Below are 23,779 nucleotides of genomic sequence, written 5' to 3'. Positions count from 1 at the left end.
TCGCGCCGAACCGAATCGCGCCGGGCCGAATCGAACCGGGCCGCACCGAGCCCTACCGGGCCTAGCCAAACCCAACCGGCCCCCGCCCAGCCGCACCCACCCCCACCGCCCCCACCCCACCGCAAAAAACAAAGCGACCCGCCCGGCCAACGCCGAACGGGTCGCTTTCCCCAAGACGCGCGACGCGGTCAGCGAGACCGCATCGCGCCGTCGGCAACGATCAAGCGATCAAAGACGCGCTTCGATCCAGCCCTTCACGCCCGCGAGCGCGCCCGGCAGGTTCGCCGGTTCCGTGCCGCCCGCCTGCGCCATGTCGGGGCGGCCGCCGCCCTTGCCGCCGACCTGCTGCGCGACGAAGTTCACGAGCTCGCCGGCCTTGACCTTCTTGCTCGCCTCGGGCGTGACGCCCGCGATCAGGCTGACCTTGCCGCCTTCGACGGCCGCCAGCACGATCGCCGCGCTCTTCAGCTTGTCCTTGAGCTTGTCGACCGTCTCGCGCAGCGTCTTCGCGTCCGCGCCGTCGAGCGTCGCCGCCAGCACGAACACGCCACCCACTTCGACGGCCTGCTGCGCGAGCTCGTCGCCCTGGCTCGACGCGAGCTTCGACTTCAGCGCGCCGAGCTCCTTCTCGAGCGACTTCACCTGCTCCTGCACCTGCGCGATGCGCTGCGTGAGCTCCGACGGCTGCGCCTTCAGCGCGGCCGCGGCTTCGTTCACGCGCGCATCGAGTTCCTGCACGTAGCGCACCGCGTTGTCGCCGGTGATCGCCTCGACGCGGCGGATGCCGGCCGCGACGCCGCCTTCGACGACGATCTTGAACAGCCCGATGTCGCCGGTGCGCTGCACGTGCGTGCCGCCGCACAGCTCGCGCGAGAAGCCGAGGTCAAGCACGCGCACTTCGTCGCCGTACTTCTCGCCGAACAGCGCCATCGCGCCGCCCTTCACCGCTTCGTCGTACGGCATTACGCGCACGATGCCCGGCGCGTTGGCCAGGATTTCGTCGTTGACGATCTGCTCGACGCGACGGATTTCGTCGTCGGTCAGCGGCGCGTTGTGCGCGAAGTCGAAGCGCGTCTTGTCCGCATCGACGAGCGAACCCTTCTGCTGCACGTGCGCGCCGAGCACTTCGCGCAGCGCCTTGTGCATCAGGTGGGTCGCCGAGTGGTTGCGCTGCGTGCGGGCGCGGCGCTGCGCGTCGATTTCGGCGCGCAGCACGTCGCCGACCTTCAGCGTGCCCTGCTCGAGCGTGCCGTGGTGGCCGATCACGTCGGCCTGCACCTTCAGCGTGTCGGCCACCGCGAAGCGCGTCGCGGCGTTCGCGAGCACGCCCTGGTCGCCGACCTGGCCGCCCGATTCCGCGTAGAACGGCGTGTGGTCGAGCACGACGACCGCATCCTGGCCGGCCTTCACTTCGCCGACCGACGACCCTTCGACATACAGCGCGACGACCTTCGCGTCGTCGAACGCGATTTCCTCGTAGCCGTGGAAGGTGGTCTTCGCGCCCGTGTATTCGAGGCCCTGCGTGGCCTTGAACTTGCCGGCCGCGCGCGCCTGCTCGCGCTGACGCGCCATCGCGTCGTCGAACGCCGGCTCGTCGACCGTCATGCCGCGCTCGCGGCACACGTCGGCGGTCAAATCGAGCGGGAAGCCGTAGGTGTCGTGCAGCTTGAACGCGAGTTCGCCGTCGAGCACCTTGCCGCCCTTCGCCTCGACGTCGGCGAGCGCCGCCTCGAGGATCGACATCCCGTGCTCGATCGTTTCGAAGAAGCGCTCTTCTTCCTGGCGCAGCACGTCGGTCACGCGCTGCTCGGCTTCCCTGAGCTCCGGATACGCGGCGCCCATCTCGGCGACCAGATCGGCCACCAGCTTGTGGAAGAACGCGCCCTTGCGGCCGAGCTTGTAGCCGTGGCGGATCGCGCGGCGCACGATCCGGCGCAGCACGTAGCCGCGGCCTTCGTTGCCGGGGATCACGCCGTCGACGATCAGGAACGAGCACGCGCGGATGTGATCGGCGATCACCTTCAGCGAGTTGTTGTTCAGATCGGCGGTCTCGGTCACGCGCGCGGCGGCCTTGATCAGGTTCTGGAACAGGTCGATTTCATAGTTGCTGTGCACGTGCTGCAACACCGCGGCGAGGCGCTCGAGGCCCATGCCGGTGTCGACCGACTGCTTCGGCAGGCGCGTCATGTTGCCCTGCGCGTCGCGGTTGAACTGCATGAACACGAGGTTCCAGATCTCGATGTAGCGGTCGCCGTCTTCCTCGGGCGATCCCGGCGGGCCGCCCCAGACGTCCGGGCCGTGGTCGTAGAAGATCTCGGTGCACGGGCCGCACGGGCCGGTGTCGCCCATCGTCCAGAAGTTGTCCGACGCGTAACGCGCGCCCTTGTTGTCGCCGATGCGGATGATGCGCTCGGCCGGCACGCCGACTTCCTTCGCCCAGATGTCGTACGCCTCGTCGTCTTCCTGATAGACGGTCACCCACAGCTTGTCCTTCGGCAGCTGGTAGACGGTCGTCAGCAGCTCCCACGCGAAGCGGATTGCGTCGTGCTTGAAGTAGTCGCCGAACGAGAAGTTGCCGAGCATCTCGAAGAACGTGTGGTGGCGCGCCGTGTAGCCGACGTTCTCGAGGTCGTTGTGCTTGCCGCCGGCGCGCACGCTGCGCTGCGCGGTGGTCGCGCGCGTGTACGGGCGCTGATCGGTGCCGAGGAACACGTCCTTGAACTGGACCATGCCCGAGTTGGTGAACATCAGCGTGGGGTCGTTACCGGGCACGAGGCTCGACGAGCGGACGATCGTATGGCCCTTCGATTCGAAGAATTTGAGGAATTTCTCGCGGATTTCGGCAGCTTTCATGGCGTGCGGGGAATGTCTGGCTAAGACGGCTTCAAGCGCCGGCCGTCCTCGCGGACGCACGGCGGGCGAATATCGTAAACGATCGATTATACGATAGAGACCGGCGGCCGCAGACGGCAGCGGCCCGCCTCGCCGGACGACCGGAATGGGCCACCGGCCGGGACGATTCGCCTTAAGATGCTCGGCATGCCAATCCTTCGCCGGCCGCGGCGAGCCATGACAGGAGACGAATCGACGATGGGTGCCCTGAGCCATATCCGCGTGCTGGACCTCACCCGCGTGCTCGCGGGCCCGTGGTGCGCGCAGACGCTTGCCGACTTCGGTGCGGACGTGATCAAGGTCGAGCGCCCCGGCGCCGGCGACGACACGCGCCACTGGGGGCCGCCGTACCTGAAGGACGCGAACGGCGCCGACACCGCCGAGGCCGCGTACTATCTCGCGGCGAACCGCAACAAGCGCTCGGTGACGGTCGACATCGCGACGCCGGAAGGCCAGCAGATCGTGCGCGAGCTCGCCGCGCAAAGCGACGTCGTGCTGGAGAACTACAAGGTCGGGCAGTTGAAGAAGTACGGGCTCGACTACGAATCGCTGCGCGCGGTGAAGCCCGACCTGGTCTACTGCTCGGTCACCGGCTTCGGCCAGACGGGCCCGTACGCGCATCGCGCGGGCTACGACTTCATCGTGCAGGGGATCGGCGGCTTCATGAGCATCACCGGCGAGCGCGACAGCGAGCCGGGCGGCGGCCCGCAGAAGGCCGGCGTCGCGATCGCCGATCTCGCCACCGGCCTCTACGCGACGATCGCGGTGCTCGCCGCGCTCGCGCACCGCGACCGCACGGGCGAAGGCCAGCACATCGACATGGCGCTGCTCGACGTGCAGGTCGCGCTGCTCGCGAACATGAACACCAACTTCCTCGCGAGCGGCAAGCCGCCGGTGCGCTGGGGCAACGCGCATCCGAACATCGTGCCGTACCAGACGTTCCAGACGAGCGACGGCTGGATCATCGTCGCGGTCGGCAACGACGGGCAGTTCCGCAAGTTCGTCGAGGCCGGCGGCCGGCCGGAGCTCGCGCTCGACGAGCGGTTCGCGACCAACCCGTCGCGCGTGCGCCATCGCGACACGCTGGTGCCGATCCTCGCGGAGATGGTGAAGACGCGCGGCAAGACCGACTGGATCGCCGCGCTCGAAGCGGCCGGCGTGCCGTGCGGGCCGATCAACGAACTCGACGAAGTGTTCGCCAACGAGCAGGTGGTCGCGCGCGGGATGCAGGTGTCGCTGCCGCACCCGTGCGGCGCCGACGTGAAGCTGGTGCGCAATCCGATCCGGATGAGCGCGACGCCGCCCGACGCGCGTACGGCCCCGCCGCTGCTCGGCGCGCAGACGGAAGACGTGCTGCGCGACATGCTCGGCTACGACGACTCGCGGATCGCGGCGTTGCGCGCGAAGCAGGCGATCTGAGTATGTCGCGGACGCGGCGCGGCGCTCGTAGTGTTAGCCGCGCGCGGGAGCCGATCGGTGCGGCGCAACCTGTGCCGCATGGCGAGCGCCGGCCAAGCCGGCGCAGCGTGAAGGACAAGGCGGGCGCCAGCTAATCCGGTGCGGTGTGAGCGGCGCGTAGTGCCCCCCCAGCCGATGATCCGCCGTTCGCGCCCGGCCGGCGCGACGGCCAGCACTCGGCACTCAGCACTCGGCACGCACGCGTCAGCCGCGTTCCGCCCCACCGCCCAGCGCGTCGAGCCAACGGCGCCCGTCAGGCCAGTCGCCGAGCCCGCTGTCCGCATTGATATGACCACGCGGGCCGAGATCGTGGAACACACTGCCCCACGCCTGCGCACAACCGCGTGCGAATGAAATCGAGCCGTACGGATCGTCGCTGCTCGCGACCACGCGGGTCGGAAACGGCAGCCGTTCGTGCGGCACCGGCCCGAAGCCGTGCGCGTCGGCCGGAAATGCGGGCCCGGCCGGATCGGGCAACGCGACCAGCAGCGCGCCGCGCACCTTCGCCAACGCGGCTGGCCGCGCATAGCGGGTGGCCCACCAGGCCGTGGTCAACGTGCCGAGGCTGTGCGCGGCAATCGTCACCGGGCCGCGCGCGGCGTCGATCGCACGGTCGAGCGCGAGACACCAGCCGTTACGGAATGCGTGGTTCCAGTCGGGCATCGCCACGCGCACGAAGCGCGCGTCGGCCCGCTCCCAGCGGCTTTGCCAATGCAGCGGGCCGGAGTTGGCGTAGCCCGGCAGCACGAACACGAGTGAATCGCTCATGAAGGTTTCGTCGACGAATGAAATCGTTATGTGAAGCCGACGAAGTGTCGCACATCCGCTCCTCCCTGATTGCTGCCTGTCGAATTGCGGAATGGATGCGCGGGAAACCGGTGCGTCGCGTGCCGCGCGCGCCGTCACGAGCGGTCAGCGCTCATGCGCCGGCTTCGCTCAACGCACGCCGGCGCCGACCAGGCCGCCGGCCGCCGCGCCTGCGACCGTGCCGATCGGGCCGCCGGTAATGAGATAACCGAGCGCGCCGCCCGCGGCCGCGCCGATGCCGGCGTTGCGCTGCGTGTGCGTCATCGCGCATGCGCCGAGTTGGGACAGGGCCGCGACGATCACGGCGGTACGAACGAGAAAAGTGGTCTGCTTCATCATGATTGTTGGCTTCCTTTCGCCGGCAAATAATACGAATGGCGGCGTCGAATCGGTAAAGCCATCATAGAAACAGCCGAACACGCGCGGCAAACCGATTTACCTCGTGTTACAGCCGACACACTATCGAGATACTGGGTTGCGCGGCGCGCACCGGCGCGGGCGCCGCCGCAACCCGCGCGGGACGGACCCCGGTCAGGTAGAATTGCAGGATTAAACCGGCGCGACGCGCCGACACAACCTGACGCCAACCGCATGAGCACCGAACGTAACGACGCCCCCGCGGCTTCCAATTTCATCCGCAACATCATCGACGACGACAACCGCACCGGCAAATGGGGCGGCCGCGTCGAGACGCGCTTCCCGCCCGAGCCGAACGGCTATCTGCACATCGGCCATGCGAAGAGCATCTGCCTGAACTTCAGCGTCGCACGCGACTACGGCGGCGTGTGCCACCTGCGCTTCGACGACACGAACCCGGAAAAGGAAAGCGTCGAATACGTCGACTCGATCGTCGACGCGGTGCGCTGGCTCGGATTCGACTGGCGCAAGAACGCGGTCGATCATCAGTATTTCGCGAGCGACTACTACGACAAGCTCTACGAATTCGCCGAGCTGCTGATCCAGCGCGGCAAGGCGTACGTCGACAGCCAGAGCGCGGACGAAATGCGCGCGAACCGCGGCTCGCTGACCGAAGGCGGCAAGCCGTCGCCGTATCGCGACCGTTCGCCCGAGGAAAACCTCGACCTGTTCCGCCGGATGAAGGCCGGCGAGTTCAAGGAAGGCGAGCACGTGCTGCGCGCGAAGATCGACATGGCGTCGCCGAACATGAACATGCGCGACCCGGTGATCTACCGGATCCGCTACGCGCACCACTATCGCACCGGCGACGCGTGGTGCGTGTATCCGATGTACGACTACACGCACTGCATCTCGGATGCGCTCGAAGGCATCACGCATTCGCTGTGCACGCTCGAATTCGAGGATCACCGTCCGCTGTACGACTGGGTGCTCAACGAGCTCGCCGAAGCCGGCGTGTTCACGCGGCCGCTGCCGCAACAGATCGAATTCTCGCGCCTGAACCTCACGTACGCGATCACCAGCAAGCGCAAGCTGCTGCAACTGGTGACCGAAGGCCACGTCGAAGGCTGGGACGACCCGCGCATGCCGACCATCGTCGGGATTCGCCGGCGCGGCTTCACGCCGGAGAGCATCCAGCTGTTCTGCGAGCGGATCGGCGTGACGAAGGTCGATTCATGGATCGACATGAGCGTGTTCGAAGGCGCGCTGCGCGACGACCTCGACGACAAGGCGGCGCGTACGGTCGGCGTGCTCGATCCGCTGAAGCTCGTGATCGACAACTATCCGGAAGACCTCGAGGAAGCCTGCACGGCGCCCGTGCATCCGCATCATCCGGATCGCGGCGTGCGCACGTTCCCGATCTCGCGCGAGCTGTGGATCGAGCGTGACGACTTCGCCGAAGCTCCGCCGAAGGGCTATTTCCGGCTGTTCCCGGGCAACAAGGTGCGCCTGCGCTACGGCTACGTGGTTGAATGCACGGGTTTCGACAAGGACGCCGACGGCAACGTGACGGCCGTGCACTGCAACTACTTCCCGGACAGCAAGTCGGGCACCGAAGGCGCGAACAACTACAAGGTCAAGGGCAACATCCACTGGGTCAGCGCGAAGCACGCGCAGCCGGCCGAAGTGCGGATCTACGACCGGTTGTTCAAGGAGCCGCACCCGGACGCAGGCGGCGCGAACTTCCTCGACGCGCTCAACCCGAATTCGAAGAAGGTCACGCAGGCCTACGTCGAACCGGGCGCCGGCGACGTCGCGCCGGAAACGCGCCTGCAGTTCGAGCGCCACGGCTATTTCGTCGCCGATCGCATCGACTCGAAGCCGGGCAAGCCGGTGTTCAACCGCATCGTCGGGCTGCGCGACAGCTGGGGCAAGCCGGCCTGACGGGCCGTTGCGCGCGCGGGCCGGTGGCCTGCGGCGCACATCGCGCGATCGCCGCGACGCATGTCGCACGATCGAAAAAAACGGCCTTCGGGCCGTTTTTTCATTGCCTGCACACAAGGCCGCGCCGCCGGTGTCACCCGCCCGCGAGCCGGCGCTGCACATCCGCGAGCGGCAACGCCGTGTGAAACAGCCGCGCGAGGCTACGGCTCGCATACGCGTCGATTTCGTCGGGCGCGGTCCACCGGTACGCGTCCATCTCGGGAATCAGCGAGCCGTCGCGACGGCTCGGGAACAGCGACGTGCACGTGCAGCGCGCGGGATCGATCTCGTCGTCCGCGACCTGCACCGCGAACAGATGCAGATCCTTGTCGTGACGATAGGCGAAGCGGCCGAGATCGACGAGCCGCGCCGCCGCCAGCTCGACGCCGGTTTCCTCGCGCAGCTCACGCAGCGCCGCATCGGCCGGCGTCTCGCCGGGCTCGCCCTGCCCTTTCGGGATGTCCCAGTGCGTGGTGTCCGTCGCATGCGCAAGGAACACGCGGCCCGCCGTATCGAGGATCACGACGCCGCACGACACCGTGCGCGTCGCGCCGCCGCGCGTCATTGCGCGTGCGCTCAGCGCTTCTGCAACTGCCACGCGCCCGCGGCCGTCTTGCAGTAGAACGGCTTGAGCGTCAGCGTCTGGCCCTTCGCGGCAATCTCCGTCACGACCTCGCGGCACGTGCGGCCGTCGCTGTGGCTCGTCGACGGCGTGAGCTTCGCCACGATCTGCGTGCCGCTGCTGCTGCTCCGCCACGTCGACGTCTGGCCGTCCTTGCTGGTGTCGCGCGCGTGCGCGACGGCGTCGGCCAGCGACTCCTGGTCGGCGTTGCTGAAATAGGTCAGCGGCGTGTCGTTCAGAAAGCCCAGGTTGCTTTGCGCATGGGCGGGCAGCAGCGCGGCTGCGCACGCGACGCCGGCCAGCACGCGCGTGACGACGGAAAGGGATGCACGCATCGACATGTGTTGTTCTCCTTGGATGTTCGATCGAACGGCGCGGCGCGCGGCCGGTGCGCCGGTGGCTGGCCAGCCGGCAAACCGGCGGCCGCCGAACCGGCACGCGCCACTCGCCACGCCTGTCAGCGAGCGAGCATAGCATGCGTGCCGCGTGCGCTGCGCTCAGCGCGCCGCGTGATCGGCCGCAGGTTGATATCCGTCGGTCAGCGTGTTCAGGAACGCGATCACATCCTTGATCTCGGCGGCGTTCAGCGCGGGCGCGTCGCCGCGCTTGCGGTCGAACGGCGGCTCGCGGTTGATGTTCGGCCAGTAGCGTTTCGGCAGGTCGTCGTAGATCTGCACCTTGCCGTGCACGACCGGATAGAACTTCTCCGGATGGATGTCGCGCTCCGCGTAGAAGCGCAGCACGTCGTCGAGCGAGTGGTACACGCCGTTGTGGAAGAAGGTCTTGCGCAACGCCACGTTGCGCAGCGACGGCGTGCGGAACAGCCCGCAGAATTCGTCGCGACCCTTCAGGTCGGTGCGCTGTGGCCCGCACGCGCCGAGATCGTGGAAGCGCGCGTCGCGATTGACGGCCAGCGCGCGGTTGCGCGGCACCGCGATCGCGATCAGCCCGAAATCGCTGAATTGCGGCGGCCCGCCTTCGAGCGTGCGCTGGCTCACGTGACAGCTCGCGCAATTGCCCTTGCGCTCGTCGTTGAACAGCTGCAAGCCGTGCAGTTCGGCCGGCGTGAGCTTCGCATGGCCGGCCAGATACGCGTCGTACTTGCTCGTGTACGGATCGAACAGCGCCGGCTGCTGCTGGAACGCGTCGAGCGCGCGCAGCACCGCGGCGAAGGTCGCCTGATCGTCGGCGAGCACCGGGTCGCCGAACGCGCGGCGGAACGCGTCCGCATACGGCGCCGCGCGCACGGCCTGCGCGACGCGCTTGGGCGAGCTGCTCATCTCGAACGGCGACGTGAGCGGGATGCGCGCCTGCGCATCGCGCGTATCGACGCGGCCGTCCCACGTCAGGCCGCCCGTCGGCCCCGCGTCGATGCTCTCGTCGCCTTCGTCCGGCGAATCGTGGAAGTGCTCGCTGAACGGCGGGATCCCGCGCAGGTACTTCAGCGACGGCGCCGCGCGAAAACCGGTGCGATGCATGTCGTCGCCGCCGAGCTGCACCGACAGCGCGTTCGGCGGCCCGAACGCATGGTCGGGGCTGTGGCACGACGCGCACGCGAGCTTGCCCGAGCCCGACAGCGACGGATCGAAGAACAGCTGCTTGCCGAGCGCCGTCATCTGCTTCACACCCTCGAACACCTGCGCGCGGCTCTGCGGCTGATTGGGCGGCGCGACCGCCGGTGCGAGCGTCGGTGCGGCCTGGGCGGCGGAAATGACCGCTGTGGCCACGGCAGTCACGGCGGGCCGCGCATCGCACCCGGCCAGGGCGGCGAGCGCGCCGGCCGCGAGCAGCGCCGCCATGGCCGGCAGCAACGATCGCGCTGACGCGCGGGAGTTCGGAAGGCTGTGCATCGTCGTTCTTCTTGTAGCGGTGGTCGATCGGCCGGAGCTTATGTCAGTTGCATGACGGTCGCATGACGGTAAGCCGACAGCGAATTGAAAGCAGCCCTACACCAGCCTGTCAAATGGGTTCCAGATAATGCGCGCAGCCGGTCGATGCCACGCCGCGTCCGCGCCGGCCGAACACCACCCGGTTCCCACACGTGACAAACGACGAGAGAGAAAAACGCATGAAGAAGCACGCCTGGATTCGCTGTACGCCGATCGCGCTCGCGGCCGCGCTGAGCCTGACCGCCTGCGGCGGCGACGATGTCACGCAACAGGGTCTGTCGGCCGTCAAGAACGTCGTCGTGATCTACGCGGAAAACCGCAGCTTCGACAACCTGTACGGCAACTTCCCGGGCGCGAACGGCCTGCAGAACGCGACGGCCGCGAACTCGGTGCAGAAGGACCGCGACGGCTCGACGCTCGCGACGCTGCCGAAGGTCTGGGGCGGCCTGACCGCGACCGGCATCACGCCGGCGGTCACCGAGGCGATGACGGCGAACCTGCCGAACGCGCCGTTCGCGATCGACGATCCGAAGGGCTTCAACCAGCCGATGAGCATCGCGACGCGCGACATCGTGCACCGCTTCTATCAGGACCAGATGCAGATCGACGGCGGCAAGAACGACATGTACGCCGCCTGGACCGATGCGGGCGGCCTGACGATGGGCCACTACACGCCCGATCCGTCGAAGCTGCCGCTGTGGAAGCTCGCGCAGCAGTACGTGCTGGCCGACAACTTCTTCATGGGCGCGTTCGGCGGTTCGTTCCTGAACCACCAGTACCTGGTGTGCGCGTGCGCGCCGTACTACCCGAACGCCGACAAGAGCGTCGCGGCCGGCAAGATCGCGGTGCTGAACGCCGACGGCAAGTCGCTGAAGGTCGCGTCGAACTCGCCGGCGTCGGCCCTGAGCGGCCCGCCGAAGTTCGTCAACGACGGCGCGCTCACGCCCGACTTCTACGGCGTGAACACGATGCAGCCGGCCTACCAGCCGAGCGGCAACAAGGCCGCCAGCGGCGGCGATCCGCTGCTCGCCGACCCGGCGAACCCGTCGACGATGCCGCCGCAGACGACGACCAACATCGGCGACCTGATGACCGGCGCGGGCGTGTCGTGGGCATGGTATTCGGGCGCGTGGGGCCAGGCGCTGCAGGCGAGCCAGAACGGCACGTCGAACGTGATCTACGGCGCCGATCTGTCGACGCCGAACTTCCAGCCGCACCATCAGCCGTTCAACTACTACGCGAACCAGGCGCCGGGCACCGCGAACCGTGCGCAGCATCTGCTCGACGGCGGCGCGAACGGCGCGGACTTCATCAAGGCGATCGACGCGGGCACGCTGCCGCAGGTGACGTTCTACAAGCCGCAAGGCAACCTGAACGAGCACCCGGGCTACACGGACGTCACGTCCGGCGACCAGCACATCGCCGACGTGATCGCGCACCTGCAGGCCAGCCCGCAGTGGAAGAACATGGTCGTGATCGTCACCTACGACGAGAACGGCGGTTTCTGGGATCACGCCGCACCGCCGAGCGGCGACCGCTGGGGCCCGGGCACGCGCATTCCGGCGCTCATCGTGTCGCCGTTCGCGAAGAAGGGCTTCGTCGACCATACGCAGTACGACACCGGCTCGATCCTGCGCTTCATCACGCGCCGCTTCTCGCTGCCGCGCCTCGCGGGCCTGCAACAGCGCGACGACGCGCTGAAGGCGAACGGCGCACAGCCGATGGGCGACCTGACGAACGCGCTCGCGCTGTCGCCGAACCTGTAACACGCAGCATCGTCACGACCGGACCGGCCACCACGCCGGCCGGTCGAACCAAGGGCAGCCCGTCGCGGCTGCCCTTTTTTCATCTGCCGCGCCGTGGCGCGTGCGTCACCCGTCTTGCTTCGACTCGGCGCCGACGTGATGCACATCGTGCCTGCGGCCTGCTCGATCGCGTCGCCGCCTCGGCGTTGCGCGGGCTTGAGCATGCCAGTCAGGGGCGCCGACGGTCGTGCGGTCGGCACGCGGTTGCACATGGATTTTGTGCCCACGATCGGCTCATCCCCACCGTACCGACAGCGCAACGTTCGCCCACCGACGGACCAAGCCGCCGATCGTCGCGCGCTACCGCAACGAAACGCGAGCGCGGCCAGCCGCGCTGGCAAACCTGCCAATCACGAAGCGCGCACGCGCGGCCCCGTCACGCACGCTCCTGCGGCGCCGCGCCGAGCGCGAGCACCGCGAGCGCGGCGGCCGGCGCGAGCAGCGCGAGAAAACCGACGTAGCGGAACCCGAGCGCGCCGCACGCCGCGCCGAATGCGAACGCGACGATCGCCGGCAGCATCTTGCCGAAGCGCGCGCGTGCGGTCGCACGCGCGGCGTCGGCCGTGCCGCGCGAGCACAGCTCGACGACGTCGAGGATCGCCTGCGTGACGTTGCCGGTCATCACCGTATTCGGCACGCCGGCGGCGCGCGGGATCACCCGCGCATGCGCATTCTGCACGCCCATCGCGAACGTGCCGACGATGCCCGCGACGAGCGCCGGCAGCGCGTCGGGCTGCGTGACGGGCGTCGCCCACCAGCCGGCCGCGCAGAAGCCGAGCAGCAGCGCGGCCTGCACCGTATGCAGCACGCGCGCGCCCTGCCATGCGGGCCGCGCGGACATCGAGCGCGCGATCAGGCTCGCCGCGATCACGCCGCACACGAACGCCGGAAACACGCTGAGCTTGAGCACGACGCCTTGGCCGAAGCCCGCGATGCCCGCACCGATCAGCACGAAGTTGCCGGTCACGTGCGCGGTGAACAGCCCGAACAGCGCGACGAAGCTCAGCGTGTCGACAAAGCCGGCCACCGCGGCCAGGATCGTGTCCTCGTGCTTCATCGCGTCGCGCTCGCGTGGATTTCGGCGACGTAGCCGCCCGGGAACTGCACGAGCGCCGCGTCGCGGCCGTCCGATGCGAACGGCGGCACGAGCACGGTCACGCCGGCGGCTTGCGCCTTCTGCAGCGTCGCGGCGAGATCGGCGACCGCGTAGCCGGTCATCTCGCGGCCGAACGGATAGGGCAACTGCCCGTCGGTGACGAGCACGGTCATCTTGCCGAAACCCGATTCGATGCGGATGCGCCGATACGTGTCGTTCGGCCGGCCGATTTCGATGCCGGGCGCGTTGGCATCGTCGGACACCACCTTGCCTTTCGAGAACTTCACGAAGTCGTGCACGAACTTGCGCATGCTTTGCGGCGACACGTACACGCGATTCTCCGGCACGCTCTGCAGCGCGTCGTAGTGCGGCGCCTGGTTGTGCCAGTACAGCTGCATGTTCACGCCGCCGGGCCACGAGACGAGCGCATCGCGGCCGATCGGATCGGCGAACGTGTCGACGATCACGTCCGCGCCGTGCTCGCGCGCGACCTTCACCGCCGCGTCCATGTCGGTCACCAGATAGCCGGTGCGCTCGGCGCCGAACGGCCAGGGCACCGGCGTCTTGAAGCCGAACACCGAAAGCGTGCCGACCGGCGTGAACACGAGCTGCGACATCGTCCGGCTCGGCGTCGGCGTGACCTGGAACACGCCCTGCTTCGACTTGCTGCCGCCGAACGTCGCGACGAAGCTGTCGGTGAAGCGCGCGAAGTCCTCGGGCGCGACGTACACGTGCGTGGTGTCGTACTGCGCACCGACGGCAAGCGTCGGCGTGACGGCCGGCGGCACCGGCGGCTTCGCGAACGCGGCCGGCGCGAGCGCGAGGCCGCCCGCGATCAGCGCGGCGACCAGCATGGAGCGAATGGATTGCATCACGAAGTTTCCTGTTGTTGCATCGTCATCGAAACGGGCCGTCGCCGGGCGGTGGGTGTGCAGCGTCGGGCGTCGGGGTGGCTGCAAGCACGCGTGCCGCGAGTGGCCCGAGATGCACGAAAAAATTGTCGAGTGAACCGAAGCGAGCGACGCCCGCGGTTGCGGACCTCGCTCGTCGCGAAGCTCGCCGTCGCGCTCGACGACGTGCTCGCGCCGGTACGCGATCCGGTGCCGCGCGGCCACGCCGCGGCATCATGCTGCGCTGCGGTTCATCGACCGCCCGGAAAGCGTTTCCGCATGATCGGGGAACCGGTTGAGCCCGTCGAGCGGATTTTCACGATTCACTTTTTCGAATTCGCCCTGCAAACGGCCGGTCGTCTCGTGATATCCGGCATAGCCGTGCGCGGTGCGGCCGGCTCGTGGATCGGAGCGACATCGAACAGCACGTCGGCGTTATCTGCACGAAGTTGCGGACGTCTGAACAGCGGCGCTTCCATCACACAGCGTCGGGCGAGAACGTCGGCGTGACCATGCGTGACCTCTTCCGCACCCACACGCGAACGTCATCCTTGCCGCGCTCGCCATCGGTCACGGCCTCACCGGACGCGCCGTCCGTCTCGGCAGTCCGCCCTTTTTTTCTTCACGCAAACCCGATACGCTTTCAAAACATTGACGAAGCCCTTGCGCCGCCGCCCGGCGATCACGACACCCGCCTCCATGAAACCGTCTGTCTTCTCGCTGCTCGCCGGCATGCTCTACGGCGCGCTCGAACTGAACTCGCCCGCCCCGCCGCGGTTCGCGCTCACCGGCCTGCTCGGCCTGCTGGCCGGCGAACGGCTCCCGTCCGTCGCGAGGCGCATGCCCGCAGGTCATCGGCCGAGCGCCGCATGGCGCGACGCAACCTGCAGCCAGCGCACCTTGCCGCAGCACGAACGCGCGCAAGTCATCGTGATCCACACCGCACCCCGATACCACGCATGAGCAACGTCGAACTGTTTCATTACCTGCTGCTGTTGATCTGCGGCGCGGGCGCGCTCACGTGGCTCGCCGAGCGCGTGTCGATTCCGCCGGCCGTCGTGCTGCTCGTCGGCGGCTGCGTGGTGGCCGTCGCCGGCAAGCGGGTGCCCGACATGGACCCCGCGCTGCTGCTCGCGGCCGTGCTGCCGCCGCTGCTGATGTCGAGCGGCTTCTATACCGCGTGGAAGGAATTCCGGCACGAGCTCGCGTCGATCGCGTCGCTGGCGCTCGGCGCGGTGGCGTTCACGACCGTGGCCGTCGCGCTCGCCGTGCATGCGGCGAACCCGGCGCTGCCGTGGGCCGCGTGCTTCACGCTCGGCGCGATCGTGTCGCCGCCCGACGCGGTCGCCGCGAAGGCGATCCTGCAGCGCCATCCGCTGCCCGCGCGGCTCGTCGCGGTGCTCGAAGGCGAAAGCCTCGTCAACGATGCGTCGGGCCTGCTGCTGTACCAGATGGCCGTCTCCGCCGCGCTGGCGGTGACGATCACGACCGCGGGCGCCACCGCGCTGTTCTTCTCGCTCACGCTGATCGGCATCGTGACCGGCCTCGTATGCGGCCACGCGATGTGCTGGGTGCTGCAGCGCGTGCGCGAGCCGATGCTCGGCATCGTCGTCACGTTCGCGATGGCGTGGGGCAGCTACGGAATCGCGGAGGCCGTGCACGGCTCAGGCGTGCTGTCGGTCGTGACCTGCGGCCTCGTGCTCGGCGTGCGCCAGCACCGCGTGTTCGGCGCCGATCTGCGGATCAAGGCGAAGGCCACCTGGGAAGCCGTCGTGTTCGTGCTCGACGCGCTCGTGTTCATCCTGATCGGCCTCGCGCTGCATGCGATTCTCGCGCGCGTGAACCAGGAAGGCGCGGTGCTGATGGCCGGCCTGCGCGTCGCGCTGCCGGCGACGGCCGCCGCGATCGCCGCACGCGTCGTCTGGGTGTTCGTCGCGATGTGGCTGCCCGCGCGGCTGCGCGCGCCGCGCGCCGGCCATCCGCCGTGGTCGTGGCGCGAGGCCGTCGTGCTCGGCTGGTCGGGCATGCGCGGTGTCGTGAGCCTCGCCGCCGCGATCGCGCTGCCGGCCGATTTTCCCGCGCGCGACCTGATCCTGTTCAGCACGTTCCTGCTGATCATCGCGACGCTGGTGGTCCAGGGCGGCACGCTCGCGCCGCTGATCCGCGTGCTGAAGCTGCGCCCCGCCGTGCGCCGCACGATGTCCGAGCACGCGGTGCGCGCACACACGTTCGGCGCGGCGCTGGCGGCGCTCGATGCGCGCGGGCCGGACGGCGACGGCCTCGAGCGCGCGTCGCGCGAGCGGCTGCTCACCGAATACCGCAACCGCGTCGCGTTCAACGAGCGCGCCCACCGCGACGGCGCGCAGCCGGCGCAGGTGCGCGCGCGGATGCTGGGCGTCGAGCTCGAGATGGTCGGCGTGTCGCGCGATGCGCTGCTCGCGCTGCATCGCGACGGCCGCGTCGACGACGCCGTGCTGCACCGCATAGAATCCGAGCTGGATTTCGAGGAGCTGCGGCTGCAGCGCCTGCTCGAGCCGTGACGCCCGGCACGCGATCGCCGGCCGCCCCTACCCCAACCTGGAATTGCAATGAGCGAACTGTCCGTCGAAGCGAGCATCGGCTCGGTCGATTATCTGGTCCATTTCACCGACGGCGTGCATCAATGGCGCGCCGACGAACCGGTGGCGCTCGGCGGCGGCGACACCGCGCCGACGCCGGTCGCGCTGCTGCTGTCGAGCCTCGGCGCATGCACCGCGATCACGCTGAAGATGTACGCGCAACGCAAGGGCTGGCCGCTCGCGGAGGTTCACGTGAAGCTCGCGCACGAGGCCGGCAGCGCCGGCAGCACGATCGTGCGTCGCATCACGCTCGACGGCGACCTGTCGGACGAGCAGCGCGCGCGCCTGCTGCAGATCGCGAACGCGTGCCCGGTCCACAAGATCCTGTCGCATCCGATCACGATCGACACGGCCATCGCCTGAGTTCACCCGCGCACGAGATCCCCACCATGTCCGCATCGATCAAGACCCTGCTCACGCCGCGCGAAAGCGACATCGGCAACCTCGTCGTGCGTCGCGTGCTGCCCGCGCGCGCGGCCCGGCTCGTCGGCCCCTTCATCTTCTTCGACGAAATGGGGCCGGCCGTGCTGCCGCCCGGTCGCGGCATCGACGTGCTGCCGCATCCGCACATCGGCCTCGCCACCGTCACGTACCTGTTCGAAGGCTCGCTGATGCATCACGACAGCCTCGGCTTCCGGCAAAAGATCGTGCCCGGCGACGTGAACTGGATGACGGCCGGGCGCGGCATCGTCCACTCGGAGCGCTCGCCCGACGAAGACCGACCGCACGAACAGCCGGTGCACGGCATCCAGACCTGGGTTGCGCTGCCGATCGAGCACGAGGACGTCGAGCCCGCGTTCGTGCATCACGCGGCCGACACGCTGCCGTCGTTCACGCGCGACGGCGCGCGCGTGCGCGTGATCGCCGGCACCGCGTTCGGGCTCGCGTCGCCGGTCGCCGTGTTCTCGCCGACGCTTTACGCCTATGCGGAATTCGCGGCCGGCGGAGCGCTCGCGCTCGACGCCGAGCATGAGGAACGCGGCGTGTATCTGGTCGACGGCGAGCTGACGATCGACGGCACGCCGCTCGCCGCGGCGACGATGGCCGTGCTCGAACCCGGCGCGACGGTCGCGCTCGCGAGCGCGTCGGGCGCGCGCGTGATGCTGCTCGGCGGCGCGCATCTGCCCGGCGAGCGATTCATCGAATGGAACTTCGTGTCGAGCGCGCGCGCGAAGATCGACGCCGCACGCGCCGCGTGGGCCGCGCAGACGTTCGGCAAGGTGCCGGGCGAGGAACACGAATGGACGCGCCAGCCCGAGCGCAACGCACACTGAGCGGCGGCATGCGGCAAGGCCGGCATGCACGCCGGCCTCGGTGCACTCATCGCACTCAGCGCGTCAATCCCATCAGCTTCGCGAGCGTCGGCCAGCGTTCGAGCGACTCGATGAACGCGCGTCGCGCCTGCTCGTCCACGTAGCGCGCGGGGTCGAGCGCGGGCAGATGCCGCGCGAGCCCCAGCACGTCGTTCGGTTGCGACAGGCGGTCGTCGTCGCCTTCGCCGATGTTGATCACTGTTCGTCGATCCATACGCCATCCGGAGTCTTGACCGCGTAGCCGCCGGCAGTCTGCAGCGTCACCGTCCCTTCGTTCTCGCCCACCATCCGCGTGCGCGGCAGGTCGGCCGCATATTGCGCGAGCGTCACGCCCGGCTTGAACGGGCTGTTCGACACGAGGTTCGACAGCAGCTGCGCGAGCGCGAGGAAGCTGGTGGGCTGATCGATCACGGTCGTGGTGCCGTGATTGCCCGCGAAGCCGACGAGCCGCACGCCGACCGGCCCGTGAATGATGCGCGGCGTCGGAATCTCGCGCAGGCCGGCGACCTGGTTGTGGTCGCCGCGCAGCGCGGCGCCATGCTCGGGCACGAACACGATCACCGCGCGCCGCCCGGACTGCGCGATCAGGTCGGCCAAGTGGTCGAAGTCGTTCATCAGCTTGGTCGCGCGCTGCGGGTACGAATCGATGCTGGTCAGCGCGCTGCCGACCACGCGGTTGCCGTCGTGCAGGCTGATCGTGTTGTAGTACAGCGCGACCGGCCCCGGCACCGACGCGCGCTGCGCGTACCAGTTCGCGAGCGTGCTGTAGTCGTCCTTGATCGCCGAGCCGTCGAACGCGTGCATCGCGACCGGCGCGGCCGCGTTCGACACCATCGGCGCATCGGGCACGCCGATGTTGTCGTGGACGATCTGCAGGAAGTTGTCGAAATGGCCGTCGTGGTTGAGCAGCGTCTGCACCGTGTAGCCGGCCGACGCGAGCTGCGAGAACAGATGGCACTGCTGCGGCGCGCTCTTGTACAGGTCCGCATGCGCTTCCTGGCCGCAGCTCGCGCGCAGCACGCGGATCGCCGCCGGCCCGCTGTAGCTCGCCGCCGTGCTGAAGTTCGAGAACAGGTAGTCGAAGTGGCTCAGCATCGGATGATTGCGCACCTTCGCGGCGTCGAGATCGTCCCACGACAGCGAGCACACGTGCAGCACGATCACGTCGAACTGCGTGGCCGGATCGTTGGCGGGATGGCCGAACGCGACCTGGCGCTGCGACTCCTGCGCGCGGAACGCCGCGAGCGCCGCGTTGTAATCCTCCGGCTGGTCGGCGCGCGCGACGGCCGCATTCGCCTGCTGCGGCAGCGGCGCGATGCCGCGCGCGACGAGCCCGCTGCCGGCCTCCCACAGCGGCAGCACGATCAGCGCCGCGAGCACGAAGGTGGCGACGCGCACCCAGCGGTTCACGATGAAATAGACGATCAGCACGCCGGCCACGGTCAACGCCAGCAACGGCGGCAGCAGGCGCGGCAGCAGCTCCATCCAGTAATCGGCGCGGAACGTGCTCATTTCGCGCGCGGCTTCGGCGAGCCGCGCGAGCGGCGGCGCATGCATCTCGTGCGCGAGCAGCGGCACCGCGATCGCGATCGCGACGAGTTGCCGGACGATCCGCGACACGCGCCGCCGGACCCGCGCGCTCGCGGCGAGCGCCAGCGCGAACGCGAGGTTGGCCAGCCACAGCGGCTGCAGATGGCCGGTCGCGAACAGCACGAACTTCAGGATGAAATACAGATTCCAGAACGTCATCTAAACCACTCCGTGTGAGCGCCGCGTCAGTCGCGCGCCCGGTCGAGTTTCGGCGCGAGCAGCGCCTGCATGCTGCGCACCGCACCCTTGTACATCCGCACATAGCCGTCGAGGCCGATGCGCAGCACGGCTTTCAGGCCGCGCAGCGGCGTGTCGGCCTGCGTCGACGTATGCCAGTCAAGCCACGCGTCGGCGCGGCCGAACGTGCACTGCACGAGCTGACGCTCCTGCTCGAGCGTCAGCGCGTCGAAGCTCACGCCGACGTGCGTCGGCGTCACGCGGCTCACGCGCACCGGGAACGGGAACGGGCGATCGCCGCGCGTCACGCAGACGGTCAGCATGTCGCCCACCGCGAGCGACAGCCCGGGCACCGCCTCGAGGCCGAGACCGCCGGTCGAGTAGTCGCTCGTGAAGCAGGCGGCGGTCGTGCCGTCGGCGAGCAGCAGCGTGGCCGGCACGCGCATCGCGATGCGGTGCGTGACGCGCACCTGCTTCGTCTCGCGCGCGACGGCCAGCGCGGCGCCGAGCATCGCGAGGTTGTATACGGTCCAGCCGAGGGTGATGAGGATCGTCGTGGCCTCGTCGCCCTGGTCGGCCACGAGCCGCCACAGCCCGGCCGCGATCGCCAGCACGTTGAGCGCGAACAGCACGAGATACGGCTTCGAGGTCGACCAGTCGACGTAGCCTTCGTCGATCTTGCCGCCCTTGTCGGTCACGTTGAACTTGCCGTGCTTCGGGCTGAAGAACGCGACGGTGGTCGGCAGCGCGATGTACCACGCGAGCACCGACTCGTAGACTTCGGCCCAGAACGAATGGCGGAAGCGCCCCTGCATCCGCGAGTTCGCGACGTTCGCCAGCACGAGGTACGGGACCACGTAGCTCGCGAGCGCGACCGACGACGCGTTGATGAAGTACAGATGGAAGAACAGGTACGCGAGCGGGATCGTCAGGAACACCAGCCGCGGAATCCCGTAGAAGAAGTGCAGCATCGCGTTGCCGTAGCAGATGCGCTGGATCAGGCCGAGCCCGCGCCCGACGAACGGGTTGTCGATGCGGAAGATCTGCGCCATCCCGCGCGCCCAGCGCGTGCGCTGCTTCACGTGGCCCGCCAGGCTCTCGGTCGCGAGGCCCGCGGCCTGCACGGTCGGCAGGTACGCGGACGTGTAGCCGCGCCGATGCAGCTTGAGCGCGGTGTGCGCGTCCTCGGTAACGGTCTCGACCGCGACGCCGCCGACCTCCTCCAGCGCGCTGCGCTTGAGCACCGCGCACGAGCCGCAGAAGAACGTCGCGTTCCACAGGTCGTTGCCCGACTGCACGAGCCCGTAGAACAGATTGCCTTCGTTCGGCACCTCGCGGAACGTGCCGAGGTTGCGCTCGAACGGATCGGGCGAGAAGAAGTGATGCGGCGTCTGCACCAGCGCGCATTTCGGGTCGCGCAGGAACACGCCCATCGTGGTCTGCAGGAACGAGCGCGTCGGTACGTGATCGCAATCGAAGATCGCGATGTATTCGCCGTGCGTTCTCGGCAGCGCGCGGTTGATGTTGCCCGCCTTTGCATGCAGGTTGTCGTCGCGCGTGAGGTAGCCGATGCCGGCCTCGCGCGCGAACGCCGCGAACTCCGGGCGCCGGCCGTCGTCGAGCAAGTACACGCGCAACTTCGCCGTCGGCCAGTCGATGCTCTGCGCCGCGAACACGGTCGGCTTCACGACCGACAGCGGCTCGTTGTAGGTCGGGATGTAGATGTCGACGCTCGGCCAGGTGTCGGGATCGGCCGGCAGCGGCACGATCGGCCGGTCGAGCGGCCACGCGGTCTGGATGAAGCCGAGCAGCAGGATCATCCACGTATAGGCTTCGGCGCCGTACAGCAGGTAGCCGGCGACGGCCTCGACGGGGCTGCGGAAATCGAGTGTCTGCGTCGTGCGCCACCACACGTAGCGCAGCGTGGCGAGCAGCGCGAGCGACGCCAGCGCGAGCGTCGGCAGGTGTCCCGGCAGACGGCGCAGCGCGAGCGCGAGCACCGCGACGATCGCGAAGAAGGCGAACTGCGCGCCGGGCATCAGCGGCGACATCCCGGCGGCCGCCCACATCAGCGCCCCGGCGATCAGCAGCAGCGGCGCCATCCAGCGATGCCGGCCGACGCCGTTGGCGCGCGCGTCGAGCCAGCCGCCCCAGCGCGTCCACGGCAGCCGTTCGAACAACGCGTCGATGCGCGCGGCGACCGCACGCAGCGCGACGTAGACCGGCACGACGGTCGCATCGAACCATGCGAGCGGATCGCGCGCGGGCCCCTCGTCGGCTGCACGCGGCGCGCGCACGACGGCGCGCCACAGCCATTCGCGCAGGCTCAGCGGCTGCAGCACGCCCCAGTCGCGCGCGAGCCGCAGGAACGCGGCGCGCGCCCAGCGGCGCACCGGGTCGGGCCGGCCGGGCGGCGGCGCATGGAAGAACAGCCGCACGAGCCAGTCGAGCAGCGTGCGCTGGGCCGGCAGGCCGAGGCCATGCGCGCACCAGTCGGCCGCGCGCCGCGTCGCGGCGCGCCAGCGCGAGGCGAGCGCGGCCTTCATCGCGACGCTCCGGCGCGGCCGGCCGCCGAGGTCGTGGCGGTCGCGGCGGTCGCGAGCCACGCGTCGACCCAGTTCGCGACGCCGTTCAGGTCGTGCGACGCCTGCGAATGCGGCGCGTCGTCGAAGATCCAGCTGCCGCGCGCGTATGGGGTGGTGCTTGTTTTGACACAACGAACAGAAGGCTAAAAAAAACCGAAAAGCCACACTGGATAAGGTTCTCGGCGATTTTCTGGCACGAGCAATCGCGCGAAAGATTTGCACAAAGTGAGCGCGAAATGCGCACATTTCGCGCAGTTTTTGGCCTCAGAATCGGCGCAATCCGAACAGTAAACGGCACGCCAGGCAAGGCTCTGGCTCGATCACGCCATTTTCAAGAAGGGTCGCGAACATGTGCTTGCGGCACATTTCCACAACCCTTTGATTTTCCGCGAGAATCTCAATCCTTTCACCTTCGAAAGTTGAGCGTGGCACTTTTGCGTACTTTCAACTTTCCTAAACCTGGCGGCCAAACCAGACCACTTGGCCAATGATCGCAAAGTCGTCGGGCAGCCGCGTCGTGTCGACTTCAAATGTCTTATAGGCAGGGTTAGCGCTACTGACCTCGATAATGCCGCCAGGCAGGCGCTGGAGCGTCTTCACGATGATCTCGCCGTCAATTCTCAGGACGTACAGTCCTGCAGAGCCACTCGTTTGACTGCGGTCGATCAGAATCACATCCCGGTCGTTCAACACCCCCAACTGAGAGTCGCCCCGGACGGAAAGAACCGACAAATCGGCCGGGTTCGCCCGTAGATAGTGCTCGATCCAGTAGCGGCGGAACGCCATTGTGTGCGTCGGAGCCTCGTTCGTTACAGCCTGCCCGTGGCCCGCCGCAGCCTTCACGCTGTAGCGCGGAATGAACACGAACTCCGAGAGATCAACTGGGTTCCCCAACGTGTCCCGCACACCGGAGTGGCTCCCTTTGTTGGTCACCGAATGCCCATCTTGGTCACATGCTCCTGCGATCCAATCAACGCTTCTGTTCGCGGCGCGGGCAAGGTTCATCGCAACGTCGAGCGGCGGCATGCTTTCGCCACGGATATACCGGCGCAGCATCCCAGCCGAGACGCCGGCAGCCTTTGCAGCCTCCTCCCGACCGCCAATAGCGCGGCAGACCTCATCGATCCGCCTTCCGATTTCTAGGTTGAGTGGCGGAAAGCCGTCCTCAATCCGCCCAGATTGTTCCGTTTCGTCCATAAAGTGTTGATTCATAAGATTGTTTAGGGGCGAGCGGCGTCTGCGCCGTGCAAAAAGAACCGGAAACCAACCGGAAATTAACTGGCACCGTCAATTTCCGGTTGCATGAGCGACACAATCCGACTACCATGCGTTCACATACTCACTACATGAGGTGAACAAATGCACACACCTGTGCTGCAAAAAAAATCCGCCAAAGACTGGGATAAGGCGGATATCAAGTGCGCCCTTGAAAAAAAGGGCTGGAACATTCTTCGGCTAGCAAAGGCAAGCGGCTACACGAACGCGAGCGCTCTGCGCAAAGCCTTCGACAGTTCATATCCGAAAGCCGAGCGCATCATTGCGCACGCAATCGGAGTCGAGCCCGAAACTATCTGGCCGAGCCGTTACGAGAAACGGAATTTTACGCCCGTTTTGTCACCGTCATCACCTGTTTGTGTGCCGCGCCGCGACCTTTCCGTCGCCGTGGCGATGGATTGAATCGTAGGGGACTGAGGTCT

General features: G+C 68.1%; 21 protein-coding genes and 1 pseudogene. 9 read left to right on the top strand and 13 right to left on the bottom strand.

Features of this window, described 5'->3' with window-relative positions; genetic code table 11:
- Positions 1-228: 228 nt before the first annotated feature.
- Complete coding sequence (alaS, locus tag EX20_RS08835) at positions 229-2,853, bottom strand: alanine--tRNA ligase (protein WP_034193300.1); 2,625 nt, start codon at positions 2,851-2,853, stop codon at positions 229-231.
- 237 nt (positions 2,854-3,090) lie between these two features.
- On the opposite strand from alaS, the gene EX20_RS08830 reads away from it, so the two are divergent.
- Positions 3,091-4,311, top strand: a complete 1,221-nt coding sequence (locus tag EX20_RS08830; RefSeq protein WP_011884420.1) for a CaiB/BaiF CoA transferase family protein — start codon at positions 3,091-3,093, stop codon at positions 4,309-4,311.
- Positions 4,312-4,554: 243 nt separating this feature from the next.
- Here the strand turns inward: EX20_RS08830 and EX20_RS08825 are convergent, their stop codons facing one another.
- Both EX20_RS08825 and EX20_RS08820 read right to left on the bottom strand, forming a co-directional pair.
- A complete protein-coding gene (locus EX20_RS08825; RefSeq protein WP_014722858.1) occupies positions 4,555-5,118 on the bottom strand; it encodes an RBBP9/YdeN family alpha/beta hydrolase in 564 nt (187 codons plus the stop codon).
- A 168-nt stretch (positions 5,119-5,286) separates the two neighbouring features.
- Complete coding sequence (locus EX20_RS08820; protein WP_011884418.1) at positions 5,287-5,496, bottom strand: ornithine acetyltransferase; 210 nt, start codon at positions 5,494-5,496, stop codon at positions 5,287-5,289.
- 252 nt (positions 5,497-5,748) lie between these two features.
- On the opposite strand from EX20_RS08820, the gene EX20_RS08815 reads away from it, so the two are divergent.
- Positions 5,749-7,458, top strand: a complete 1,710-nt coding sequence (locus EX20_RS08815) for a glutamine--tRNA ligase/YqeY domain fusion protein (RefSeq protein ID WP_034193299.1) — start codon at positions 5,749-5,751, stop codon at positions 7,456-7,458.
- A 133-nt stretch (positions 7,459-7,591) separates the two neighbouring features.
- Here the strand turns inward: EX20_RS08815 and EX20_RS08810 are convergent, their stop codons facing one another.
- The 3 genes from EX20_RS08810 to EX20_RS08800 all read right to left on the bottom strand — a co-directional run bounded on the left by EX20_RS08810 (position 7,592) and on the right by EX20_RS08800 (position 9,969).
- On the bottom strand, positions 7,592-8,062 hold the full coding sequence (locus EX20_RS08810; protein ID WP_011884413.1) for an NUDIX hydrolase: 471 nt from the start codon (positions 8,060-8,062) through the stop codon (positions 7,592-7,594).
- Between the two features lie 11 nt (positions 8,063-8,073).
- Positions 8,074-8,460, bottom strand: a complete 387-nt coding sequence (locus EX20_RS08805) for an RT0821/Lpp0805 family surface protein (RefSeq protein WP_011884411.1) — start codon at positions 8,458-8,460, stop codon at positions 8,074-8,076.
- A gap of 156 nt (positions 8,461-8,616) precedes the next feature.
- Positions 8,617-9,969: a cytochrome-c peroxidase gene (locus EX20_RS08800; RefSeq protein WP_034193298.1), complete on the bottom strand. Its 1,353-nt coding sequence runs from the start codon at positions 9,967-9,969 to the stop codon at positions 8,617-8,619.
- A gap of 218 nt (positions 9,970-10,187) precedes the next feature.
- Here EX20_RS08800 and EX20_RS08795 point away from each other — a divergent pair, with 218 nt between their 5' ends.
- Positions 10,188-11,774, top strand: a complete 1,587-nt coding sequence (locus tag EX20_RS08795) for an acid phosphatase (RefSeq protein WP_034193297.1) — start codon at positions 10,188-10,190, stop codon at positions 11,772-11,774.
- A 415-nt stretch (positions 11,775-12,189) separates the two neighbouring features.
- Here the strand turns inward: EX20_RS08795 and EX20_RS08790 are convergent, their stop codons facing one another.
- Together EX20_RS08790 and EX20_RS08785 are read right to left on the bottom strand one after the other, a co-directional pair.
- Positions 12,190-12,870: a YoaK family protein gene (locus EX20_RS08790; RefSeq protein WP_011884406.1), complete on the bottom strand. Its 681-nt coding sequence runs from the start codon at positions 12,868-12,870 to the stop codon at positions 12,190-12,192.
- Positions 12,867-13,781: a VOC family protein gene (locus EX20_RS08785; protein WP_034193296.1), complete on the bottom strand. Its 915-nt coding sequence runs from the start codon at positions 13,779-13,781 to the stop codon at positions 12,867-12,869. Before EX20_RS08785 ends, EX20_RS08790 begins: the two co-directional genes overlap by 4 nt.
- A gap of 132 nt (positions 13,782-13,913) precedes the next feature.
- Between EX20_RS08785 and EX20_RS31815 the strand changes: the two genes are divergently transcribed.
- From EX20_RS31815 to EX20_RS08765, 5 genes are all read left to right on the top strand, one after another.
- Positions 13,914-14,309 (top strand): hypothetical protein, encoded by a 396-nt coding sequence (locus EX20_RS31815; RefSeq protein ID WP_131929045.1) that lies wholly within the window; start codon positions 13,914-13,916, stop codon positions 14,307-14,309.
- A 189-nt stretch (positions 14,310-14,498) separates the two neighbouring features.
- Positions 14,499-14,762 (top strand): DUF1427 family protein, encoded by a 264-nt coding sequence (locus EX20_RS08780; RefSeq protein WP_034193295.1) that lies wholly within the window; start codon positions 14,499-14,501, stop codon positions 14,760-14,762.
- Positions 14,759-16,339, top strand: a complete 1,581-nt coding sequence (locus tag EX20_RS08775; RefSeq protein WP_011884401.1) for a cation:proton antiporter — start codon at positions 14,759-14,761, stop codon at positions 16,337-16,339. Before EX20_RS08780 ends, EX20_RS08775 begins: the two co-directional genes overlap by 4 nt.
- A gap of 48 nt (positions 16,340-16,387) precedes the next feature.
- Positions 16,388-16,780, top strand: coding sequence for an OsmC family protein (locus EX20_RS08770; protein ID WP_011884400.1), 393 nt, complete (start codon positions 16,388-16,390; stop codon positions 16,778-16,780).
- Between the two features lie 26 nt (positions 16,781-16,806).
- Positions 16,807-17,691 carry a pirin family protein gene (locus EX20_RS08765; protein WP_014722848.1) on the top strand — a complete coding sequence of 295 codons (885 nt, stop codon included), beginning with the start codon at positions 16,807-16,809 and terminating at the stop codon, positions 17,689-17,691.
- A 55-nt stretch (positions 17,692-17,746) separates the two neighbouring features.
- On the opposite strand, the gene EX20_RS08760 is transcribed toward EX20_RS08765, so the two are convergent.
- The 5 genes and pseudogenes from EX20_RS08760 to EX20_RS08745 all read right to left on the bottom strand — a co-directional run bounded on the left by EX20_RS08760 (position 17,747) and on the right by EX20_RS08745 (position 23,279).
- Positions 17,747-17,944 (bottom strand): hypothetical protein, encoded by a 198-nt coding sequence (locus EX20_RS08760; RefSeq protein WP_011884396.1) that lies wholly within the window; start codon positions 17,942-17,944, stop codon positions 17,747-17,749.
- Positions 17,926-19,479: a cellulose biosynthesis protein BcsG gene (bcsG, locus tag EX20_RS08755; RefSeq protein WP_014722846.1), complete on the bottom strand. Its 1,554-nt coding sequence runs from the start codon at positions 19,477-19,479 to the stop codon at positions 17,926-17,928. Before bcsG ends, EX20_RS08760 begins: the two co-directional genes overlap by 19 nt.
- Before the next feature lie 26 nt (positions 19,480-19,505).
- Complete coding sequence (gene bcsA / locus EX20_RS08750) at positions 19,506-22,043, bottom strand: UDP-forming cellulose synthase catalytic subunit (RefSeq protein WP_034193336.1); 2,538 nt, start codon at positions 22,041-22,043, stop codon at positions 19,506-19,508.
- Positions 22,040-22,186: pseudogene (locus EX20_RS32810) on the bottom strand (cellulose synthase operon protein YhjQ); the annotation flags it as partial. The gene bcsA and the pseudogene EX20_RS32810, both read right to left, overlap by 4 nt.
- A gap of 349 nt (positions 22,187-22,535) precedes the next feature.
- Positions 22,536-23,279 (bottom strand): LexA family transcriptional regulator, encoded by a 744-nt coding sequence (locus tag EX20_RS08745; RefSeq protein ID WP_034193294.1) that lies wholly within the window; start codon positions 23,277-23,279, stop codon positions 22,536-22,538.
- A gap of 162 nt (positions 23,280-23,441) precedes the next feature.
- Between EX20_RS08745 and EX20_RS30490 the strand changes: the two genes are divergently transcribed.
- Positions 23,442-23,759, top strand: coding sequence for a helix-turn-helix domain-containing protein (locus EX20_RS30490; RefSeq protein WP_072465388.1), 318 nt, complete (start codon positions 23,442-23,444; stop codon positions 23,757-23,759).
- Positions 23,760-23,779: the final 20 nt, after the last annotated feature.

The sequence above is a fragment of the Burkholderia sp. WP42 genome (assembly GCF_000745665.1).
Classification (GTDB): domain Bacteria; phylum Pseudomonadota; class Gammaproteobacteria; order Burkholderiales; family Burkholderiaceae; genus Burkholderia; species Burkholderia vietnamiensis.
The sequence above is the reverse complement of the archived record's forward strand: the minus strand, read 5'-3'. Positions and strand labels throughout refer to the sequence as shown.

What these genes read in the sequence shown, in the direction of transcription:
- alaS (WP_034193300.1), bottom strand. Translation starts at nt 2,853, where the DNA reads ATGAAAGCTGCCGAAATCCGCGAGAAATTCCTCAAATTCTTCGAATCG.
- EX20_RS08830 (WP_011884420.1), top strand. Translation starts at nt 3,091, where the DNA reads ATGGGTGCCCTGAGCCATATCCGCGTGCTGGACCTCACCCGCGTGCTC.
- EX20_RS08825 (WP_014722858.1), bottom strand. Translation starts at nt 5,118, where the DNA reads ATGAGCGATTCACTCGTGTTCGTGCTGCCGGGCTACGCCAACTCCGGC.
- EX20_RS08820 (WP_011884418.1), bottom strand. Translation starts at nt 5,496, where the DNA reads ATGATGAAGCAGACCACTTTTCTCGTTCGTACCGCCGTGATCGTCGCG.
- EX20_RS08815 (WP_034193299.1), top strand. Translation starts at nt 5,749, where the DNA reads ATGAGCACCGAACGTAACGACGCCCCCGCGGCTTCCAATTTCATCCGC.
- EX20_RS08810 (WP_011884413.1), bottom strand. Translation starts at nt 8,062, where the DNA reads ATGACGCGCGGCGGCGCGACGCGCACGGTGTCGTGCGGCGTCGTGATC.
- EX20_RS08805 (WP_011884411.1), bottom strand. Translation starts at nt 8,460, where the DNA reads ATGTCGATGCGTGCATCCCTTTCCGTCGTCACGCGCGTGCTGGCCGGC.
- EX20_RS08800 (WP_034193298.1), bottom strand. Translation starts at nt 9,969, where the DNA reads ATGCACAGCCTTCCGAACTCCCGCGCGTCAGCGCGATCGTTGCTGCCG.
- EX20_RS08795 (WP_034193297.1), top strand. Translation starts at nt 10,188, where the DNA reads ATGAAGAAGCACGCCTGGATTCGCTGTACGCCGATCGCGCTCGCGGCC.
- EX20_RS08790 (WP_011884406.1), bottom strand. Translation starts at nt 12,870, where the DNA reads ATGAAGCACGAGGACACGATCCTGGCCGCGGTGGCCGGCTTTGTCGAC.
- EX20_RS08785 (WP_034193296.1), bottom strand. Translation starts at nt 13,781, where the DNA reads ATGCAATCCATTCGCTCCATGCTGGTCGCCGCGCTGATCGCGGGCGGC.
- EX20_RS08780 (WP_034193295.1), top strand. Translation starts at nt 14,499, where the DNA reads ATGAAACCGTCTGTCTTCTCGCTGCTCGCCGGCATGCTCTACGGCGCG.
- EX20_RS08775 (WP_011884401.1), top strand. Translation starts at nt 14,759, where the DNA reads ATGAGCAACGTCGAACTGTTTCATTACCTGCTGCTGTTGATCTGCGGC.
- EX20_RS08770 (WP_011884400.1), top strand. Translation starts at nt 16,388, where the DNA reads ATGAGCGAACTGTCCGTCGAAGCGAGCATCGGCTCGGTCGATTATCTG.
- EX20_RS08765 (WP_014722848.1), top strand. Translation starts at nt 16,807, where the DNA reads ATGTCCGCATCGATCAAGACCCTGCTCACGCCGCGCGAAAGCGACATC.
- EX20_RS08760 (WP_011884396.1), bottom strand. Translation starts at nt 17,944, where the DNA reads ATGGATCGACGAACAGTGATCAACATCGGCGAAGGCGACGACGACCGC.
- bcsG (WP_014722846.1), bottom strand. Translation starts at nt 19,479, where the DNA reads ATGACGTTCTGGAATCTGTATTTCATCCTGAAGTTCGTGCTGTTCGCG.
- bcsA (WP_034193336.1), bottom strand. Translation starts at nt 22,043, where the DNA reads ATGAAGGCCGCGCTCGCCTCGCGCTGGCGCGCCGCGACGCGGCGCGCG.
- EX20_RS08745 (WP_034193294.1), bottom strand. Translation starts at nt 23,279, where the DNA reads ATGGACGAAACGGAACAATCTGGGCGGATTGAGGACGGCTTTCCGCCA.
- EX20_RS30490 (WP_072465388.1), top strand. Translation starts at nt 23,442, where the DNA reads ATGCACACACCTGTGCTGCAAAAAAAATCCGCCAAAGACTGGGATAAG.